This window comes from Variovorax sp. PEI5, assembly GCF_056679935.1.
In genome coordinates this window covers 1259538-1277556 of record NZ_CM155257.1, presented here as the reverse complement: position 1 = coordinate 1277556, position 18019 = coordinate 1259538, and the positions used below count along the sequence as shown (strand labels likewise).

The window sequence follows — 18019 nt, the reverse complement described above, 5'->3', positions numbered from 1 at the left end:
GCCGCGCCGTCTTGCGACGGGCGGCGCGGCGCGGGCGGATGGCCGCGCTCAGGCGGCGGCCATGAAGCGCTCGGCCGTGCGCAGCGAGAGCGCCATGATGGTCAGCGCCGGATTGGCGATCAGGGCGCTCGGGAACACCGAGTTGTCGCAGACCCAGAGGTTGTCGATGTCGAAGCTGCGGCCATCGGCATCGACCACCGCGTCGTTTGCGTCGGTGCCCATGCGGCAGGTGCCGATGGTGTGCGCGGTGCGCGCCAGCACCCGCGTCTCGGTCGCCCCGGCGGCCTCGACGATGCGCCGCATGACATCGATCGCATGCCGCTCGATCGCCTTCTCGTTGTCGCCGGCGCTGAAGCTGACGACCGCCTTGGGCATGCCGAAGGCATCGAGCTCGTCCGACAGTTCCAGCCGGTTGCCCTCGGCCGGCAGGCATTCGGCATTGATGCCGACGCCGGCCATGAACCGGTAGTCGTCGACCGCGTCCACCAGGGCCTGGCCCCACAGGCCGGCGCCGCGCACCATCGAGGTCGCCAGCGTGGCGGGCATGACGCCCAGGCTCTGGATCAGGTAGCCGCCGGCGAAGTCGGCATCCGCCGGACGCACGGTGTCCTCGGTGATGAGCGAGGACGGATAGCCGCGATAGCCGCGCATCTCGGTGTCGAAGCGACCCCAGACCTGGGTCGCGCCATGGGCCAGGAAGTTGCGGCCGACCTGGCCGCTGCCATTGGCCAGGCCGGTGTGCAGCAGCAGCCGGGGCGTCTCGACGCCGCCGGCGCACAGGAACAGCGCCGCGCAACGCTGGCGGCGGTCGACGCCGCGCTGCCGGTAGACCACGGCGGTGACCCGGCCGGAGGCATCGCGCTCGATGCCATGGACCCGACAGCCGGCCCGGATCTCGGCGCCATGCGACACCGCCAGGGGCAGGTAGGTCAGGTCCATGCTGGCCTTGGAGGCATTGCGGCAGCCTTGATGGCAGGAGCCGCAGTTGACGCAGGCCTGGCGCAGGCCGGCGCCTTCCTGCTGCCAGTCGCGCGAGGCCAGCGCCGCCGGCGCGTCGGCGGTCCGGATGCCGAGCGCGGCGCAGCCGCGCGCCATCATGTCGGCCGAGGCGTTGCGCCGCGCCGGCGGCAGCGGATAGCGGCGTTCCGGGTCCCAGGGGTAGTGGGCCGGACCGGAGACGCCGATGAAGCGCTCGACGCGCTCGATGTAGCCGGTCAGCTCGGCATGGCCGATCGGCCAGTCGTGCCCGACGCCCGTCAGGGTGCGCAGCCGCAGGTCGCGTGGGTCGGGGCGTGGCGTGAAGGCGCCCCAGTGCAGGGTCGAGCCGCCGACGCCGATGCCGCTGTTGTTGGCGCCGAAGGCGGTCGGGGTGGCGCCGCCGCTCAGGCGCTCCTCCATCCAGTTGATGTCCGTGCCCTCGGTCTCGTCGGCGATGTGCTCGCCGGACTCCCAGTGCCGTCCGGCCTCCAGCGCCACCACCCGCAGGCCGCGCGCGGCCAGCATCGCCAGCAGCGGCGCGCCACCGGCGCCCGTGCCCACCACCACCGCATCGACAACCGAGCCGTCGTCGTGGCGTTGCATCGCATCGAGGTTCATCGCGCCACCTCCATCCGGGGCGCCAGCGGTTCCACCACGATCAGCGGTTCCCAGGCTTCGCGCTCGTCGGCTCCGAGCCGCTCGAAGCCCTGCTTGCGCGTGCCATCGCCGCCATTGGCGAAGCCATCGAAGCCGATGCGCGCCATGGTCGCGGGATGCGCCAGCCAGAGGCGCACCAGGTCGGCGCCCAGGTCCTCGAACCACTGCTTCATCTGCGATGCCGACAGGGCCGCGCCGGTGAACCGGCCCTCGGCCAATTCGGTCAGGCGCGCATGCTGCTCGTCGCCGGACCCGGTCTCGAAGCCGGCCAGGGCGTCCAGCGCCAGGGCATGGGCCTGGCGGTCCGGCGGCAGGTCGGCGAAGCGCCAGCCGTCGCCACCGCCCGCCGCGAGCTGGGCGTCGAGGCGCGCGGCGAGGTCGAGCGTCGGGCCGGTCTGCGGCACGATGCGCCCGGCCACGGCGCGCAGCGTGCGCAGTTGCGTGGGCGATAGCACGGCCGGCGCGTAGTCGGCGGCGTCGGCCAGGGCCCGCAGCGCCAGCGTGGCGCGCAATCGGCGGCTCACGCGGGCAGAGGCGATCAGGCGCGCGAAGTCGGCCGGCACCGCCGGACCGGTGCCGGCGGTCTCGTGCCAGAAGCGCGCGATGCGTCCGGCGATCTCGCGCGGGCGCTCCAGCGGCAGCAGGTGGCCGGCGCCTTCCTCGACCGCGATGCGGGCGCGCGGATAGACCCGCGCATTGGTGGCGCGCTGGCCGTCCTCGCCCAGGTCGCCATCGGCGCCGCCGGCGACGATCAGCGCCGGCACGTCGAGCGTGCCGACTTCGCCCGACCAGTCCTCCAGGCTGCCGCGCTCGAGCCAGGAGAGCCAGGCGTGGGGCGCGGCGCGGCGCAGGTCGTCCAGGGCCTGGCGGTCGACCCCGGCGGGCAGCGCCGCGCCGACGTTGTCGTCGACGAAGGTGCGGGCGGCGGCGGCATCCAGTGGCCCCGACGTGGCCCAGCCGATCATGGTCCGGCGCCGTGCCTCGTCCATGGGTTCAGGCGAGGGCGGGGAGGCGGCCAGCAGCACCACGCCGGCGAGACCGAACAGGCCTGGCTCGCCGGCCAGGGCGCGCGCGGCGACGATCGACGCGATCTTGCCGCCCATGCTGTGGCCGACCAGCAGCCAGCGGGCGGCGCCATGCATGCGCACCACGGCGCAGACCTGGTCGGCCATGTCGACGACCCGCGCATCGGCCATCCGATGCGCGTCGCCGAAGCCCGGCAGGTCGATCGCGACGACCTCGAAGTCCTCGCCCAGCGCCGCGGCGACGCCATCCCAGGCGCGCGCGCTGCCGCCCAGCGCATGCAGCATGAAGAGCACGGGTCGATCGTTCATCGATGATGTCCGTTCGCTCACAGCAGGCCGGCGCCGCCGGTGACGGCGATCATGGTGCCCGACATGTAGCTGCCCTCGTCGGAGGCCAGCATGACGAAGGGCGGCGCCACCTCCACCGGCTGCCCGGGCCGCTTCATCGGCACCTGGCTGCCGAACTTGGAGACTTCCTCCTCGTTCATGGTGGCCGGGATCAGGGGGGTCCAGATCGGGCCGGGCAGCACCGCGTTGACGCGGATCTGCTTGTCGGCCAGCAGGCGCGCCAGGTTGGCCGTGATGTTGGTGATGGCGGCCTTGGTGCCGGAGTAGGCGATCTGGCGCGGCACCGGCATCTTGGCATTCATGGAGGCCGTGTTGACGATGGCGCCGCCGGGCTTCATGTGCGGCACGGAGGCCTTGACCAGATAGAACATGGCGTGCACGTTGACCGCGAAGTGGTGCTCCCAGTCGTCCTCGGAGATCTCGTCGATCGAATCGGCGCACTTCTGGTAGGCGGCGTTGTTCACCAGCACGTCGATGCGGCCGAAGGCCTCGACCGCCTTGTCGACGATCTCGCGCGCGGCCTCGCGCCGCGACAGGTCGGCCGCCAGCACCACGGCCTTGCGGCCGGCCCGCTCGACCCAGCGCGCGGTCTCGGCGGCGTCGTCGTGCTCGTCCAGGTAGGTCAGCAGCAGATCGGCGCCCTCGCGGGCATAGGCGATGGCCACGGCCCGGCCGATGCCGCTGTCGGCGCCGGTGATGATGGCCACCTTGCCGGCGAGGCGGCCGGAGCCGCGATAGCTCTCCTCGCCATGGTCGGGACGCGGCGCCATGTGGGCGGTGTCGCCCGGGTAGGCCTGCGCGGGGGTGTCGAAGGGGGGTTCGGGACGGGGGCTGTTCTGCGAATCGGACATGGGGGACTCCAGGAGGCTCGAGGTTGCTTGGAAGCTTTGGAAGAGGGGAGCCGGGGCGTGCCGCTGCAGCCCCGCGCGAGACGGGCAATCTCGATGCCGGGTGCTGGATCGCCTGTGCGCTGGCGGCTTGTCGGGCTGTAGTTTTGCGCTCATTGGCGAGCGGGAGCCGGCGCTGCCGGCAGGAGAGCGGGCGCCGTCTCAGGGTGCCGGGGCGGCGCGCGGCGCCTCGGTGCCGGGCACCTCGTCGCGGTAGCGCAGCCAGCCGGCGACCACCGGGCGGCCGTCGGCGCGGTCCTTCGGATGCGAGCGCCCCTCCATCACGGGCACGTCCTGGAAGTCGAACGGACTGAGGCCCTCGAGGCAGGCCGCGTTGACGCCATACTGGTGCGGCATCGAGCGGCGCTGGTGGAAGGTGTAGATGCCGCAGCGGCCGCAGAAGTAGTGCCGGGCCTCGCCGGTGTTGAACTGGTAGAGCGTGAGCGCTTCCTCGCCCTGCAGCACCGCGATGTCCGCCAGGTCGGCCGACAGCACCACCGCGCCCCGCATGCGGCAGTAGGAGCAGTTGCAGCGCCGTGCCGCGCCCAGGCCGTCGGCGAAGCGGACGGTGAAGCGCACCGTCGTGCAATGGCAGGCCGCGTGGAGCAGGACTGCGCGATCGGGGCTGTTCGGGTTCATGTGCGATGCCTTCGGGTCGGAGGGTGGCCGGCGCCCGGGCCGGTCGGCTCAGTCTAGTCCGGTGCCGACGCTCGTTGGCACGCCACTTGCATCTCGTCATGTACACAAGACAGGATGCTTGATGATGGTGCACGACGACGACACGACCCCCCACGCCCCGGCGCCCGCCGCCGATCCCGCCGCCGCCTGGATCGCGCGCATCGATCCGCCGCTGGCCGATGCGGCGGCCGCCGCCGACGGCCCGCTCGCCGGCCTGCGCTTCGCGGTCAAGGACAACATCGACGTCGCCGGCTGGCCGACCACCGCCGCCTGCCCCGAATTCGCCTACGACGCGGCGACGCACGCCACGGTGGTGGCGCGATTGCTCGCCGCCGGCGCGGTGCTGGTGGGCAAGACCAACCTCGACCAGTTCGCCTGCGGCCTCAACGGCACGCGCTCGCCCTATGGCGCGGTGCCCAATGCCTTCGACGCGCGCTATGTGTCGGGCGGCTCCAGCGCCGGCTCGGCGCGGGTGGTCGCCACCGGGGAGGTCGACTTCGCGCTGGGCACCGACACCGCCGGCTCCGGCCGCGTGCCCGCCGGCCTCAACAACATCGTCGGCCTGAAGCCCAGCCGGGGCCTGATCAGCGCGCGTGGCGTGGTGCCGGCGGCGCAGAGCGTGGACTGCGTGTCGATCTTCGCGCGCACCGTCGAGCTGGCCGCGCGCGTGCTGGCGGTGGCGCTGGGCCCCGACATGCTCGACCCCTATTCGCGCGACCTGCCCCTGGCGACCGCGCCCTTGCCGATGCGGCCGCGCGTGGGCGTGCCCGCGACGCTCGAATTCTTCGGCGATGCCGATTCGGCCGCCGCCTTCGAACGGTCGCTCGCGCAGCTGGAGGCATTGGGCGCGACCCGCGTGGCGATCGACTACGCGCCGCTGGCCGAGATCGCGGCGCTGCTCTACGACAGCGCGCTGGTGGCCGAGCGCTATGCCGCCGTGCGCGATTTCTTCGATGCCCACGAGGCGGCGGTGATCGAGCCGGTGCGCGGCATCCTGGCGCAGGGCCGGCGCTATGGCGCCGCCGATCTCGTCGATGCGCAGATCCGACTGCGCGCGCTGGCGCAGCGCGTTGCGCCGATGTGGCGCGACATCGACGTGCTGGTGGTGCCGACGGCGCCGACGCACGTGACCATCGAGGCCATGTGCGCCGATCCGGTGGCGCAGAACCGCAACCTGGGCGCCTACACCAACTTCGTCAACCTGCTCGACTACGCCGCGCTGTCGGTGCCGACGTGCCTGCGCGCCGATGGCCTGCCGTTCGGCGTCACGCTGATCGGCCCGTGCGGCAGCGACTGGCAGCTCGCCGGACTCGGCCAGCGGCTGCATCACGCCAGCGGCCTGACCCTGGGCGCGACGGGCGCGGCGATGCCCGCGGCGGCGGCGCTGCCGGTGCCGGCCTTCGGCGACGTGCCGACGATGCGGGTGGCGGTGGTCGGCGCCCATCTCTCGGGCATGCCGCTCAACGGCCAGCTCACCGAGCGCGGCGCCGTGCGCCTGCGCGAGACGCGCAGCGCGCCGCACTACCGGCTCTACGCGCTGCCCGGCACCGTGCCGCCCAAGCCCGGCATGGTGCGCGTGCCGGCGGGCGAGGGCGCCGCGCTGGTGGTCGAGGTCTGGGAGATGCCGATGGCGGCCTATGGCTCCTTCGTCGCCCTGATCCCGGCGCCGCTGGGCATCGGCACCCTGACGCTGGAGGACGGCAGCAGCGTGCAGGGCTTCGTCTGCGAGTCGCTGGCGCTCGAGGGCGCCGAGGACATCACGCACCACGGCGGCTGGCGCCGCTACATCGAATCACGCCGGGCGACGCCCGCCTGAAGGCGCGGCGCATCCGCTCCCGACACCGTTCCCGACCGCGACCCCGGTCTTTCCATCCCCCACCCCAAGGAACCGCATCCATGGCCTCCCGCACTCCCTCCATCGTTTCGCCCGCGTCCCTCGCGCCGACGCGCCGCCGCGTGCTGCGCACCGGCGTCGCCGCTGGTGCCGGCGCCCTGGTCGCGCTCGCCGCGCCGGGGCTCGTGCGGGCCCAGGCCAGGCCCCGCCTGCGCATCGGCTACTGGCCGGTGGCGGCCGGACTGCCGTTCTTCGCCGCCGTCGAGAAGGGCTACTTCAAGGAAGCCGGCCTGGATGTCGAGCCGCTCAAGTTCGCCGGCGCGCAGCAGGTGATGGAGGCGATGCTGGCCGGCCGCTCCGATGGCAGCGCCAATGGCACCGGCTCGGCCAACCTGGCCATCGGCGAGATCGCGCAACCGGGCCTGTTCAAGATCTTCTGCACCAACCCGAGCAATGCCAAGTTCGTGCTCGACGAGTTCATCACCGCCAAGGAGGGCCCGTTCAAGAGCGTGGCCGACCTGAAGGGCAAGCGGGTCGCCTCCGGTCCCGGCATCCAGAACGTGACCTTGTGCAAGACCATGCTGGAGCGCGCCGGCGCCACCGGCGCGACGGTCAGCGAGCTGCCGATCGGCCAGCACGTGGCGGCGCTGGTCGCGGGCCAGGTCGACGCCTGCTACACGCTGGAGCCCACCGGCACGGTCGGCCGCATGAACGGCACCACGCGCGTGATCGAGGCCGGTGTCGTCGCCCGGTACATCCTGGGCGATCCGATGGCGCCGTGGCATGGCGGCGCGGCCAGCCTGACGACCGAATTCATCAAGAAGAATCCCGACGCCGCGAAGAAGTACATCGCCGCCTACACGCGCGGCGTGGAGCTGGTGCGCGCGCAGCCGGCCGAGGCCCGGCAGTACATGAAGGGCTACACCGCCATCGAGGGCGCGCTCACGGCCGAGGTGCCGCTGGCCTCGTACATGCTGCACAACGAGTTCAAGCCGAGCGACATCGCCTACTTCCAGAAGTTCTACGACCTGTTCACGGAGAAGGGCATCTTCGACAAGAAGGTCGCCGTGGACACGCTGCTCTACAAGGCCTGAAAAATGAAGCTCGCCCCCAGTCTGCGCGCACTGCGTGTCGCTTCGCCAACCCCCTGCCGGGGGCGATACCGGTGGCCCGGCGAAGCCGGTCCCACGGTATCTCCGAACGGGCCCCGTCGGCAGGGGCGTCGACATGGCTGAGGCCACCGCCACGGGTGCGAAGCCCTGGGCACCCCCCGCCCCGGGCGCCGTCGACGCCGCGCCCCGTCCCCCGTTGCACGACCGACTCCTGCCCTTCATCGGCCCGATCGTGCTGTTCATCGTCTGGGACCTGGTGGTGCGGCTCGGCTTCATCAAGCCGATCCTGCTGCCGACGCCGGCCGACACATTGGTCGCACTGGTCACCGGCCTGGCCGGCGGTCCGCTGCTGACGGATTTCGCGGTCACGGTCTGGCGCACGGTGCAGGCCTTCCTGATCGCGGCGGTGATCGGCGTGCCGCTGGGCGTGCTGCTGGGCAGCAACGAGCGCCTCTACCGCAGCGTCGAGTTCCTGATCGACTTCTTCCGCTCCACGCCCTCGTCGGCGCTGATCCCGCTGTTCCTGCTGATCTTCGGCGTCTCGGATGTCAACAAGGTCGCCATCGCGGCCTTCGGCGCCTTCCTGATCGTGATCTTCAACAGTGCCTATGGCGTCATCAACGCGCGCAAGCAGCGCGTCATGGCGGCGCGGGTGATGGGCGCCTCGCGCTGGCGGGTGTTCAAGGACGTGCTGATCTGGGAGAGCCTGCAGCCGAGCTTCGTCGGCCTGCGCTCGGCGGTGTCGATGGCGCTGGTGATCGTCATCGTGGCCGAGATGTTCATCGGCTCGGACGCCGGGCTGGGCAACCGCATCATCAACGCGCAGCAGGTGCTCAACGTCAAGAGCATGTACGCCGCCATCCTGGCGGCCGGGGCGCTGGGCTATGCGCTCAACATCCTGTTCCTGGTCGCCGAGCGCCGCATCGTGCACTGGAGCGGACGATGAGCGCGGTCGTCAATGGCGTGGTGTATGCCGACGTGCCCCCGCCGGCGTTCCGGCCCGGCCCGGCCGGCACGCACATCACCATCCGCGGCCTGACCAAGCACTTCGCCGGCTGGCCGCTGTACGAGAACTTCGACCTCGACATCCCGAAGCACAAGATCGTCTCGGTCTTCGGGCCCAACGGTTGCGGCAAGTCGACCCTGATCAACATGATCGCCGGGCTGATCCCCGTCGACGCCGGCGAGATCCTGTTCGATGGCAAGTCGCTCAAGGACACCCGGATCGGCTACGTGTTCCAGAACTACCGCGAGGCGCTGTTCCCGTGGATGCGCACCATCGACAACATCGCCTATCCGCTGCTGCTCGAAGGGCGTGGCAAGGCCGAGGTCGATCGCCGCATGGAGGAGCTGGTGGCCTCGTTCGACGTCAAGTTCGACCTGCGGCGCTATCCGTACGAGCTCTCCGGCGGCCAGCAGCAGACCGCCTCGATCATGCGGGCGCTGGCGCCCCGGCCGGAGGTGCTGTTCCTCGACGAGCCGTTCTCCGCCCTCGACTTCGAGATGACGCTGTTCATCCGCGAGAAGCTGCAGGAGGTGTTCATGCAGACCGGCACCACCATGCTGCTGGTCTCGCACGACCTGGAGGAGGCGGTGTACCTGGCCGACCAGGTGCTGCTGCTGACCAAGCGGCCGACCCGGGTGGCCGAGATCCTCGACTACCGCGATGCCCGGCCACGCACGCTGGAGACGCTCAGCGCCGACAGCTTCGTCGCCATGAAGAAACGCAGCCTGGAGATCTTCCAGCGTGAAGTGAGGAAATGATGACGCCCGACCAGACCGAGACCTACGTCGACGCCGCCGCCATCGCGCTCGGCCTGCCGCTCGACCCCGAGCACCGACCCGGCGTGCTGCGCTTCTTCGCGCTGGCCGCCGAGTTCGCGGCACTGGTGGAGGCGGTGCCGCTCGAGGCCCATGTCGAGCCGATCGTGGTGTTCACGCCGATGTCGTCGATGTCGTCGATGTCATCGATGTCGTCGATGTCGTCAGAGGACGCGCGATGAGCGACGCCGCCACCGGATTGCTGCTGCGGGACGCCACCGCCATGGCCGAGGCCGTGCGCGGCGGCGCCGTCACCGCCACCGCGCTGGCGACGGCCAGCCTGGCGCGCATCGCCGCCACCGATGGCCGCATCAACGCCTTCACCGACGTGCTGCGCGAGCGCGCGCTGCGCCGCGCCGGCCAGGTCGATGCCTCGCTGGCCTCGGGCCACGCCGAGCGCACGCGCGAGCTGCCCTTGCTGGGCGTGCCGTTCGCGGTCAAGAACCTGTTCGACGTCGCCGGACTGCCGACCCTGGCCGGCTCGAGGATCGAGCGCGAGAGCGCCCCCGCCACCGCCGATGCGGTGCTGGTGCGCCGGCTGGAGCAGGCCGGCGCGGTGCTGGTCGGCGCGCTCAACATGGACGAATACGCCTATGGCTTCACGACCGAGAACAGCCACTTCGGTCCGTGCCGCAACCCGCACGATCCATCGCGCATCGCCGGCGGCTCCTCGGGCGGCTCGGGCGCGGCGGTGGCGGCCGGGCAGGTGGCGCTGACACTGGGCTCGGACACCAATGGCTCGATCCGCGTGCCGGCGTCGCTGTGCGGCGTCTTCGGCCTCAAGCCGACCTTCGGGCGGCTGCCGCGCACCGGCAGCTATCCGTTCGTCTCCAGCCTGGATCACCTGGGGCCGTTCGCCCGCTCGGCGCGCGACCTGGCGCGGATCTACGACGCCTTGCAGGGACCGGAGGCGGCCGGCGCGCCGGGCGATCCGGGCTGCGCGCAGCGCGCCGTCGCGCCCACCCTGGCCGAGCTCGGCCGCGGCGCCGGCGGCCTGCGCATCGGCGTGCTGGATGGCTACTTCCGCGAACGCGCGCTGCCGGAGGCCCTGGCCGCCGTCGATCGCGTGGCCGAGGCGCTCGGCGCGCGGCGGCGCGTCGAGCTGCCCCTGGTCGAGGCCGGCCGCGCGGCCGCCTTCCTGGTCACCAATGCCGAGGGCGCGGCCCTGCACCTGGACGACCTGCGGCGCCGGCCGCAGGACTTCGAGCCGCTGTCGCGCGACCGCTTCCTGGCCGGCGCGCTGATCCCGGCGGCCTGGGTCGCGCGGGCCCAGCGCGTGCGGCGCCGCTATGCCGAGGAGGTGGCGCGCCTGTTCGAGCACTTCGACATCCTGCTGGCCGCCTCGACCCCGTGCGCCGCCACGCCGGTGGGCGCGGAATGGTTCGACCTCGGCGCGCAGCGCCTGCCGGTGCGCCCCAACATGGGCGTGCTGACGCAGCCGTTCTCGTGCATCGGCCTGCCGGTGTGCGGCGTGCCGGTCTGGGGCGCGCATGCCAGCCTGCCGATCGGCGTGCAGGTGGTCGCGGCGCCCTGGCGCGAGGACCTGGCGCTGCGCGTGGCGGCGGCGCTGGAGGCGGCGGATGTCGTGCGCGCGCCGGTCGCCGCACTGGCCTGAGGCGCCCCCGTTTCCCCGTTCTCCCTTCATCCTTCATCGACAGCGAGATCCGACATGGACATCGACACGCATCCCCAGATCAACCGGCCCGACGTCGTGGCCGAGGTCGCCGCCGCCTTCGCGCGCTACGAGGACGCGCTGGTCCACAACAAGGTCGAGGTGCTCGACGAACTGTTCTGGGACAGCCCGCACACGCTGCGCTATGGCGCCACCGAGAACCTCTATGGCGCGCGGGAGATCCAGGCCTTCCGCGCAGGCCGCTCGTCGCAGGGCCTGATGCGCGAACTGCTGCGCACCGTCATCACCACCTATGGCCATGACTTCGCCACCGCCAACTGCGAGTTCCGGCGCGAGGGCGGCGCCAGAACGGGGCGCCAGAGCCAGACCTGGTTGCGCACCGCACAAGGTTGGCGCGTGGTGGCGGCCCACGTCAGCCTGCTGGACTGAAGCGGATGGGCACGGTATTTGCATCCCGACTTGTATCCAAGACGAAGCAGGCCCTCGCCGCCGCGTCGTCCGCCCTTCACCCATCCTTCCTCGACGGAGCTTTCCCATGAACCCGATCCATCGTCGCGACTCCCTCAAATCCCTCGCCGCGCTCGGCGTCGCCGGCACGCTGGGCGGCTGGAACGCCCTGGCTCAGGCGCAGAAGCCGCTGACCGTCGGCGTGATCTATGTCGGTCCGCGCGACGACTACGGCTACAACCAGGCCCATGCCCAGGCGGCCGCCGAGATCAAGAAGATGCCCGGCATCAAGGTGGTCGAGGAGGAGAACGTGCCCGAGACCGCCGCCGTGCAGAAGGCCATGACCGGCATGATCCAGCAGGACGGCGCCAAGCTGCTGTTCCCGACCTCGTTCGGCTATTTCGATCCGCACATCCTGGCCGTGGCGCCCAAGAACCCCGATGTGCGCTTCTCGCATTGCGGCGGTCTGTGGAGCGAAGGCATGCCCAAGAACGCGGGCAGCTTCTTCGGCTACATCGACGAGTGCCAGTTCCTGAACGGCGTGGTCGCCGCGCACATGACCAAGAGCAACAAGATCGCCTTCGTCGCCGCCAAGCCGATCCCGCAGGTGCTGCGCAACATCAACGCCTTCACGCTGGGCGCGCGCTCGGTCAAGCCCAACATCACCTGCAGCGTGATCTTCACCGGCGACTGGTCGATGGCCGTGAAGGAGGCCGAGGCCACCAACAGCCTGGCCGACCAGGGCTGCGATGTCTTCACCATGCACGTCGACGGCCCCAAGGTGGTGGTCGAGACCGCCGCCAAGCGCGGCAAGATGGTCTGCGGCTACCACGCCAGCCAGGCCAAGCTGGCGCCGCAGGCCTACCTGACCGGCGCCGAGTGGAACTGGCTCACCGCCTACAGGACCGCCATCGAGGCGGCCCAGTCCGGCAAGCCGCATCCGAACTTCCTGCGCGGCGGCCTGAAGGAGGGCTACGTGAAGATGTCGCCCTACGGCCCCGCCGTGACCGATGCCGCGAAGAAGCAGGCCGACGGCATCAAGGCGCAGATGGTGGCGGGCGGCTTCGACATCTTCAAGGGCCCGCTCAAGGACAACAAGGGCAAGGAGATCATCGCCTCGGGCAAGACCCTGAAGCAGACCGACATCGAACTCGAGAAGACCAACTACCTCGTCGAGGGCGTCCTCGGTTCGATCTGAGCGCAAGGACCATGCCTTCCGCGCTGAGAGAGATCGGCCTGCCGGTGTTCGCCATCGCGGCGGCGCTGCTGCTGTTCGGGCTGCTGGGGGCGCTGGCGGGGGTCGATCCGCTGGACGTCTGGACGACGCTGTTCACCGGCGCCTTCGGCAGCTGGTTCTCCTGGCAGAACACGCTGCAGCGCGCGGCGCCGCTGATGCTGACGGCATTGTGCGTGGCGATCCCGGCGCGCGCCGGCCTGGTCGTGATCGGCGGGGAGGGCGCGCTGGTGCTCGGCGCGCTGGCCGGCGCGGCGCTGCCCTATGCCCTGACCCTGCCGGACAACACCGCCGGCACGGTGGCGGTGTGCCTGGCGGGCGCGGTGACGGGTGGCCTGTGGGTCATGCTGGCGGGCTGGCTGCGCCAGTACCGCGGCATCAACGAGACCATCAGCAGCCTGCTCCTGGCCTACATCGCCATCGGCATCTTCAAGCACCTGGTGGAGGGGCCGCTGCGCGATCCGGCCAGCCTCAACAAACCGTCGACCCATGCGCTGTCCGAGGGCCTGCGCATCGGCGGCATCGGCGGCTCGGACATCCACTGGGGACTGGCGATCGGCGTCGTCGCCTGCATCGGCCTGGGACTGTGGCTGCGGCTGACGGCCTCGGGCTTCTCGATCCGCGTGGTCGGCGGCAATCCGCGCGCGGCGCAGCTGGTGGGCCTGCCGGCGACGCGGCTGATCCTGGCGGCCTGCGGGGTGGGGGGCGCCTGCGCCGGCGTGGCCGGCGCGGTCGAGGTGGCGGCGGTGCACACCAACGCCAATGCCTCGCTGATCGCCGGCTATGGCTATGCCGGCATCCTGGTGTCGTTCATCGCCCGCCACAACCCGCTGGCGATCGTGCCGGTGGCGATCCTGTTCGGCGGCTTCGGCGCCGCCGGCAGCCTGCTGCAGCGGCGCCTGGGCCTGCCCGACGCCTCGGTGCTGGTGCTCCAGGGCATCGCCTTCGTGCTGATCCTGGCCAGCGAGGGCCTGCGCCTGATCGACTGGCGCCGCCTCTTCGGCACCCGCGCCCGCATCGGGGAGGCCCGGCCATGAGCGCCGACCAGTGGGTCGCGCTGGTCGCCGGCATCGTCGGCGGCGCGTTGCGCGTGGGCGCGCCGTTCCTGTTCGTGAGCCTGGGCGAGTGCCTGACGGAGAAGTCCGGCCGCATCAACCTGGGGCTGGAGGGCGTGCTGGTGCTGTCGGCGATGGCGGCCTTCGGCGGCGCCTACCTGACCGACTCGGCCTGGCTGGGCGTGCTGATCGGCGCCGGCGCCGGCGCCGCCCTGGCGCTGCTGCACGGCCTGCTGTGCTCGCTCGAGCGCGTCAACGACGTCGCCACCGGCATCGCGCTGATGCTGTTCGGCACCGGCCTGGCGTTCTACCTGGGCAAGCCGCTGATCCAGCCGCAGGCGCCGCAGCTGCCGGCGGTGCCGCTGGGCTTCTGGAGCGACGACCCGGTGGTGCGCTCGGCCCTGCAGCTCAACGCGCTGGTGCCCATCGGGCTCGTGCTGGCGGTGTTCATGGCCTGGGCCTTCGCGCGCACCCGCGCCGGGCTGCTGGTGCGGCTGGCGGGCGATTCGGCCCATGCCACGCGGGCCCTGGGCTATTCGGTCTCCGGCATCCGCATCGCGGCGACGACGGCCGGCGGCTTCATCGCCGGGCTCGGCGGCGCGTCGCTGACCTTGTTCTACCCGGGCAGCTGGAACGAGGGCATCTCCAGCGGCCAGGGCCTGATCGCGGTGGCGCTGGTGATCTTCGCGCGCTGGAGTCCGCTGCGCTGCGTCGGCGCGGCCTTCCTCTTCGGCGGCGCGGGGGCGATCGGCCCCGCGCTGCAATCCATCGGCGTGGGCTGGGGCTATCACCTGTTCAACACGGTGCCCTACGTGCTCACGCTGGTGATCCTGATGTTCACCTGCCGGCCGGGCAGCGTCGCGACCGGCAGCCCGGGTGAACTCTCCTCGAATCGATAGAAGGACATCTTCCATGAGCGGATTGGGTGGTTTGAACAAATCGGCGCACGGCGTCGTCGTCGGCCTGGTGCAGCTGCAGCTGCCGGTGGTGCGCACCCCCGACGACCTGGCCGCGCAGACGCGGCGCATCGTCGAGCTGGTGGCCAAGGCGCGGCGCAACCAGGGCACCATGGACCTGGTGGTGTTCCCGGAGTATTCGCTGCACGGCCTGTCGATGGACACCGCGCCGGAGATCATGTGCACGCTCGACGGCCCGGAGGTCGCGGCCTTCCGCCAGGCCTGCATCGACAACCTGATCTGGGGCTGCTTCTCCCTCATGGAGGCCAATCCCGGTGGCAATCCGTACAACAGCGGACTGATCATCGACGACACCGGCGCCATCCGGCTCTACTACCGCAAGATGCATCCGTGGGTGCCGGTGGAGCCCTGGGAGCCGGGCAACCTGGGCGTGCCGGTGTGCGACGGCCCCAACGGCAGCAGGCTCGCGCTCCTCATCTGCCACGACGGCATGCTGCCCGAGATGGCCCGCGAGGCCGCCTACAAGGGCGCCGAGATCATCCTGCGCACCGCCGGCTACACGGCGCCCATCCGCCACGCCTGGCGCATCACCAACCAGGCCAACGCCTTCTGCAACCTGGCCTACACCGCCAGCGTGTGCATGTGCGGCAGCGACGGCAGCTTCGACTCGATGGGCGAGGGCATGTTCTGCAACTTCGACGGCACCGTGATGGTCGAGGGCGGCGGCCGCGTCGACGAGATCATCACCTGCGAGCTGCGGCCCGACCTGGTGCGCGAGGCCCGCACCGGCTGGGGCGTGGAGAACAACATCTACCAGCTCTACCACCGCGGCTACGTGGCGGTGAAGGGCGGGGCGCAGGACTTCCCCTACACCTACATGCGCGACATGGCCGCCGGCCAGTACCGGCTGCCCTGGAGCGACCAGGTGAAGGTGGTGGACGGCACCTCGTGCGGCTTCGCGGCGCCGCTGCGCGCCTATGGCGGCGCCGGCACCCACCCGCTGGTGCCGCAGGTGCCGCGCAGCGTGCCCGACGTGCCGGAGGCGCCCGACTCGGCCCATCGCCGGGCGCTGCGGTCATGACCACCGTCGACGCCCGGCCCTACGCCTGGCCCTACGACGGCGACCTGCGCCCGGACAACACCGCCCTGGTCGTCATCGACATGCAGACCGACTTCTGCGGCGTCGGCGGCTATGTCGACGTGATGGGCTACGACCTGTCGCTGGTGCAGGCGCCGATCGCGCCGATCGCCCGCGTCATGGCGCGCATGCGCGAGCGGGGCTATCACGTGATCCACACGCGCGAGGGCCACCGCCCCGACCTGGCCGACCTGCCGGCCAACAAGCGCTGGCGTTCGCGCCGCATCGGCGCCGGCGGCGTGGGCATCGGCGACGACGGGCCCTGCGGGCGCATCCTGGTGCGCGGCGAGCCGGGCTGGGAGATCATCCCGGCCCTGGCGCCGCTGCCGGGCGAGGTGGTGATCGACAAGCCCGGCAAGGGCTCGTTCTACGCCACCGACCTCGAACTGGTGCTGCGCACGCGCGGCATCACGAACCTGGTCCTCGCCGGCATCACCACCGATGTCTGCGTGCACACCACCATGCGCGACGCCAACGACCGCGGCTTCGAATGCCTGCTGCTGTCCGATTGCACCGCCGCCACCGACCACGGCAACCACCTGGCGGCATTGAAGATGATCACCATGCAGGGCGGCGTCTTCGGCGCGCATGCCGAGTCGGCCGCGCTGCTCGACGCGCTGTGATCCATCCGGAGCCGCCATGAACACCGCCGCCAGCACCGCCACCCCCATCGGCGCCTTGCCCGCCGGCACCGGCGCGCTCGCGCTCGACACCTACCGGCTGACCAAGCGCTTCGGCGCCTTCACCGCCATGGACGACGTGACGATGCGGGTCGAGCCCGGCTCGGTGCATGCGCTGCTGGGCGAGAACGGCGCCGGCAAGAGCACGCTGGTGAAGTGCGTCGCCGGCTTCCAGCGCGCCGAGGAGGGCAGCATCCTGATCGACGGCCGCGAGCAGGACATCGCCAACCCGATCGTCGCCCGCGCCCTGGGCATCGGCATGGTCTACCAGCATTTCACGCTGGCGCCGGGCATGACGGTGGCCGAGAACCTGCTGCTGGCCGGCGGCCGCACGCCGGCGGTGATCGACTGGCGGGCCCAGCGCGCCGAGCTCGAGGCCTTCCTGTCGACCACGCCGTTCCGGCTCGACCTCGATGTCACGCCGGCCTCGCTGGCGGCCGGCGAGAAGCAGAAGCTGGAACTGCTCAAGCAGCTCTACCTGCGCCCGCGCCTGCTGATCCTGGACGAGCCGACCTCGGTGCTGACGCCGCAGGAGGCCGACGAGGTGCTCGGCCACGTGCGCGACATCGCGCGCGGCGGCTTGTGCACCGTGCTCATCATCACGCACAAGTTCCGCGAGGTGATGGCCTATGCCGACGGCGTGACGGTGCTGCGGCGCGGCCGCGCGGTGCATCACGGGCGCGTCGCCGCGACCGCTCCGGCGCAGCTGGCCGCGGCGATGATGGGCCAGGGGGCGGATGGCGACATGGCGCCGGAGACGCCCGATGCCGTCGCGCCGGCCCGCCGGCCGACCTCCGCCGATGCGCCGGTCGCGCTGGCGATCGACCGCCTGCAGGCGATGGGCGACCGAGGCACATTGGCGGTGCACGACCTGAGCCTCGCGGTGCGCGCCGGCGAGATCCTGGGCGTGGCCGGCGTCTCGGGCAACGGCCAGCGCGAGCTGGTCGAGGCGCTGGTCGGCCAGCGCCCGCGCCTGTCGGGTCGCGTGACGGTGCGTGGTCGTCCCTATGCGGCCAGCCGGCGCGAGAACCGCGAGCTGAAGGTGCGCAGCCTGCCCGAGGAGCCCCTGCGCAACGCCTGCGTCGGCGATCTCAGCGTGGCCGAGAACATGGCCCTGCGCGACTTCGACCAGGCGCCCCTGGCGCGTGGCGGGCTGCTGAACTTCCCGGCCTGGCGCAGCCGCGCGCGGGCCTGGATCGCCGACTACGGCATCAAGACGCAGGGCGAGGGCGCGCCGATCCGCAGCCTGTCGGGCGGCAACGTGCAGCGCGCCGTGCTGGCGCGCGAGCTGGCTGGCGACATCGACGTGCTGATCGCCGCCAATCCGGTGTTCGGCCTCGACTTCGCCGCCGTGGCCGAGATCCACGCGCGCCTGGTGCAGGTGCGCGAGCAGGGCGGGGCCGTGCTGCTGGTCAGCGAGGACCTGGACGAACTGCTGGCGCTGTCCGATCGGATCGTGGTGATGAGCGAGGGGCGGGTGGTGTTCGAGACGCCCGCCGCCACGGCCGAGCGCCACGTCCTGGGCGCCCATATGGGCGGTGGCCATTGATGGCGCGCCTGTCTGGCTCCCTCTCC

General features: G+C 71.6%; 17 protein-coding genes. 13 read left to right on the top strand and 4 right to left on the bottom strand.

Features of this window, described 5'->3' with window-relative positions:
• Positions 1-48 precede the first annotated feature (48 nt).
• From AC1MLT_RS05845 to AC1MLT_RS05830, 4 genes are all read right to left on the bottom strand, one after another.
• Positions 49-1596, bottom strand: a complete 1548-nt coding sequence (locus AC1MLT_RS05845; protein ID WP_481034337.1) for a GMC family oxidoreductase — start codon at positions 1594-1596, stop codon at positions 49-51.
• Positions 1593-2969 (bottom strand): alpha/beta fold hydrolase, encoded by a 1377-nt coding sequence (locus AC1MLT_RS05840; protein WP_481034336.1) that lies wholly within the window; start codon positions 2967-2969, stop codon positions 1593-1595. Before AC1MLT_RS05840 ends, AC1MLT_RS05845 begins: the two co-directional genes overlap by 4 nt.
• 17 nt (positions 2970-2986) lie before the next feature.
• Positions 2987-3859, bottom strand: coding sequence for a glucose 1-dehydrogenase (locus AC1MLT_RS05835; RefSeq protein WP_481034335.1), 873 nt, complete (start codon positions 3857-3859; stop codon positions 2987-2989).
• A 198-nt stretch (positions 3860-4057) separates the two neighbouring features.
• Positions 4058-4534, bottom strand: a complete 477-nt coding sequence (locus AC1MLT_RS05830; RefSeq protein WP_481034334.1) for a GFA family protein — start codon at positions 4532-4534, stop codon at positions 4058-4060.
• A 121-nt stretch (positions 4535-4655) separates the two neighbouring features.
• On the opposite strand from AC1MLT_RS05830, the gene atzF reads away from it, so the two are divergent.
• The 13 genes from atzF to AC1MLT_RS05765 all read left to right on the top strand — a co-directional run bounded on the left by atzF (position 4656) and on the right by AC1MLT_RS05765 (position 17993).
• Positions 4656-6389, top strand: a complete 1734-nt coding sequence (atzF, locus tag AC1MLT_RS05825; protein ID WP_481034332.1) for an allophanate hydrolase — start codon at positions 4656-4658, stop codon at positions 6387-6389.
• Positions 6390-6469: 80 nt separating this feature from the next.
• Positions 6470-7501, top strand: coding sequence for an ABC transporter substrate-binding protein (locus AC1MLT_RS05820; RefSeq protein WP_481034330.1), 1032 nt, complete (start codon positions 6470-6472; stop codon positions 7499-7501).
• A 133-nt stretch (positions 7502-7634) separates the two neighbouring features.
• Positions 7635-8465, top strand: a complete 831-nt coding sequence (locus AC1MLT_RS05815) for an ABC transporter permease (RefSeq protein WP_481034329.1) — start codon at positions 7635-7637, stop codon at positions 8463-8465.
• Positions 8462-9283, top strand: a complete 822-nt coding sequence (locus AC1MLT_RS05810) for an ABC transporter ATP-binding protein (RefSeq protein WP_481034327.1) — start codon at positions 8462-8464, stop codon at positions 9281-9283. Before AC1MLT_RS05815 ends, AC1MLT_RS05810 begins: the two co-directional genes overlap by 4 nt.
• Complete coding sequence (locus tag AC1MLT_RS05805; RefSeq protein ID WP_481034326.1) at positions 9280-9522, top strand: DUF4089 domain-containing protein; 243 nt, start codon at positions 9280-9282, stop codon at positions 9520-9522. Before AC1MLT_RS05810 ends, AC1MLT_RS05805 begins: the two co-directional genes overlap by 4 nt.
• Positions 9519-10955: an AtzE family amidohydrolase gene (locus AC1MLT_RS05800; RefSeq protein WP_481034325.1), complete on the top strand. Its 1437-nt coding sequence runs from the start codon at positions 9519-9521 to the stop codon at positions 10953-10955. The genes AC1MLT_RS05805 and AC1MLT_RS05800 overlap by 4 nt, the downstream gene beginning before the upstream one ends.
• Before the next feature lie 54 nt (positions 10956-11009).
• Positions 11010-11402 (top strand): oxalurate catabolism protein HpxZ, encoded by a 393-nt coding sequence (gene hpxZ, locus AC1MLT_RS05795; RefSeq protein WP_481034323.1) that lies wholly within the window; start codon positions 11010-11012, stop codon positions 11400-11402.
• Between the two features lie 106 nt (positions 11403-11508).
• Complete coding sequence (locus tag AC1MLT_RS05790; RefSeq protein WP_481034322.1) at positions 11509-12618, top strand: BMP family ABC transporter substrate-binding protein; 1110 nt, start codon at positions 11509-11511, stop codon at positions 12616-12618.
• 11 nt (positions 12619-12629) lie between these two features.
• A complete protein-coding gene (locus AC1MLT_RS05785; protein ID WP_481034320.1) occupies positions 12630-13691 on the top strand; it encodes an ABC transporter permease in 1062 nt (353 codons plus the stop codon).
• A complete protein-coding gene (locus AC1MLT_RS05780; RefSeq protein ID WP_481034318.1) occupies positions 13688-14608 on the top strand; it encodes an ABC transporter permease in 921 nt (306 codons plus the stop codon). The genes AC1MLT_RS05785 and AC1MLT_RS05780 overlap by 4 nt, the downstream gene beginning before the upstream one ends.
• A 13-nt stretch (positions 14609-14621) precedes the next feature.
• Positions 14622-15707: a formamidase gene (locus tag AC1MLT_RS05775; protein ID WP_481034316.1), complete on the top strand. Its 1086-nt coding sequence runs from the start codon at positions 14622-14624 to the stop codon at positions 15705-15707.
• Complete coding sequence (gene biuH / locus AC1MLT_RS05770; RefSeq protein WP_481034314.1) at positions 15704-16387, top strand: biuret amidohydrolase; 684 nt, start codon at positions 15704-15706, stop codon at positions 16385-16387. The genes AC1MLT_RS05775 and biuH overlap by 4 nt, the downstream gene beginning before the upstream one ends.
• 16 nt (positions 16388-16403) lie before the next feature.
• Positions 16404-17993: an ABC transporter ATP-binding protein gene (locus AC1MLT_RS05765; protein ID WP_481034312.1), complete on the top strand. Its 1590-nt coding sequence runs from the start codon at positions 16404-16406 to the stop codon at positions 17991-17993.
• Positions 17994-18019 lie beyond the last annotated feature (26 nt).